The sequence below is a fragment of the Borrelia crocidurae genome (genome assembly GCF_000825665.2).
Taxonomy (GTDB): Bacteria; Spirochaetota; Spirochaetia; order Borreliales; family Borreliaceae; genus Borrelia; species Borrelia duttonii.
Window position 1 is genome coordinate 748,361 of record NZ_LN609267.1, and the last position, 1,229, is coordinate 749,589.

1 protein-coding gene, 2 tRNA genes and 1 pseudogene are annotated in these 1,229 nt (G+C 27.8%); all 4 read left to right on the top strand.

Annotation, left to right across the window (positions count from 1 at the left end):
- Window positions 1–576: pseudogene (locus BN1173_RS04680) on the top strand (hypothetical protein); the annotation flags it as partial.
- Between the two features lie 6 nt (window positions 577–582).
- On the top strand, window positions 583–900 hold the full coding sequence (locus BN1173_RS03620) for a hypothetical protein (protein ID WP_014696526.1): 318 nt from the start codon (window positions 583–585) through the stop codon (window positions 898–900).
- 73 nt (window positions 901–973) lie between these two features.
- A tRNA-Thr gene (locus BN1173_RS03625) sits at window positions 974–1,048 on the top strand.
- A 4-nt stretch (window positions 1,049–1,052) separates the two neighbouring features.
- A tRNA-Tyr gene (locus tag BN1173_RS03630) sits at window positions 1,053–1,134 on the top strand.
- Window positions 1,135–1,229: the final 95 nt, after the last annotated feature.

The following is a 1,229-nucleotide window of genomic DNA, read 5'->3' on the forward strand; positions in this document are numbered from 1 at the left end:
AAAAATTATAATGTCATTATGAATTTAGATAAGGTAATTTTTAAAGGATTAGATCTTGACTATTCAGTTTTTAAGAAACTTTACTTTATGAATGAATTTTTCAAATGTATTTATGATGTGAGAATGATGGAAGTTCTTAAAACTGTAAACAATGTAGTACTTGCTCATAATACTGATTTAAGGAGTTTGTATATTAAGCTTGAGAGAGATATCAATATATTGAGAAAAGAAATTTATGATTTATATTTTGAGCTTAATTATCGAAATGGAGAGTATGAAAATTATAATAGCGAGGATTATAGCAGTGATGATTCTTATAGAGATAAAACTTTAGAATGGTGCTTAAGGGAGGTTGAAACAATTAAAAGGTTAGTATTTAAGTTTATATCTTGTTTTGTTGATCTTAGGGAAAAATATATGGCTCTTTTGGATAATAATAATGCTTTTATACAAAGTGCTCTTAATATGTTTAATAAATTATCAACAGAAGATAATGTTAAAATCAGTTTAAGTTATGTTATTAATAATATGTTGCTTATCGTTAAGCAAGCTCTTTTTGTGCTTGAAAATTTATAGTTTATTATGAAAAACTATAAATCAAATGATTTGATAAAATTATCTTCACTTCTTATTAGGGTTTTGGTAATAGTTTTATTTCTTAATTCTATACTTAGTTTTTTTATGTTTTTAGCTGGTGCTTATAATATTTTTATGCATTCTTTTCAAAAATTTTCTCTTGAGTTTACAATTGTATTAAGTTCTGTTTCTTTTGGTCTTGAGATTACTAGAGCGATATTTTTTTATGTATTTAAAGGACGAAAATTTAAACATTGTGTTATTTTGATTTTGAGTTTTGTTATTTGTTTTTGTTCTTTTTTTATAAAAGTTTTTCTTGATTAGGTAGTTGATTTATTTTAAACTTACTATTGACTAATGTATTTTATTTTTATAAACTAACCATTAGCTTTATTATGCCGGCTTAGCTCAGGTGGTCGAGAGCGGCGGTCTTGTAAACCGTAGGTCGTGGGTTCGAATCCGACAGTCGGCTTTATGGGGCGGTACCGAAGTGGTTAACCGGGGCAGACTGTAAATCTGTTGGCTTTGCCTACGTGGGTTCGAATCCCACCCTCCCCACTTTAAAGGTTATATAATTTGTCTAAATGTTTTGGGAGGTCTTGTTTTATCATTTAGAGTATAGTTTTAATGTTAAGGTTAATGCATCTTAAAGT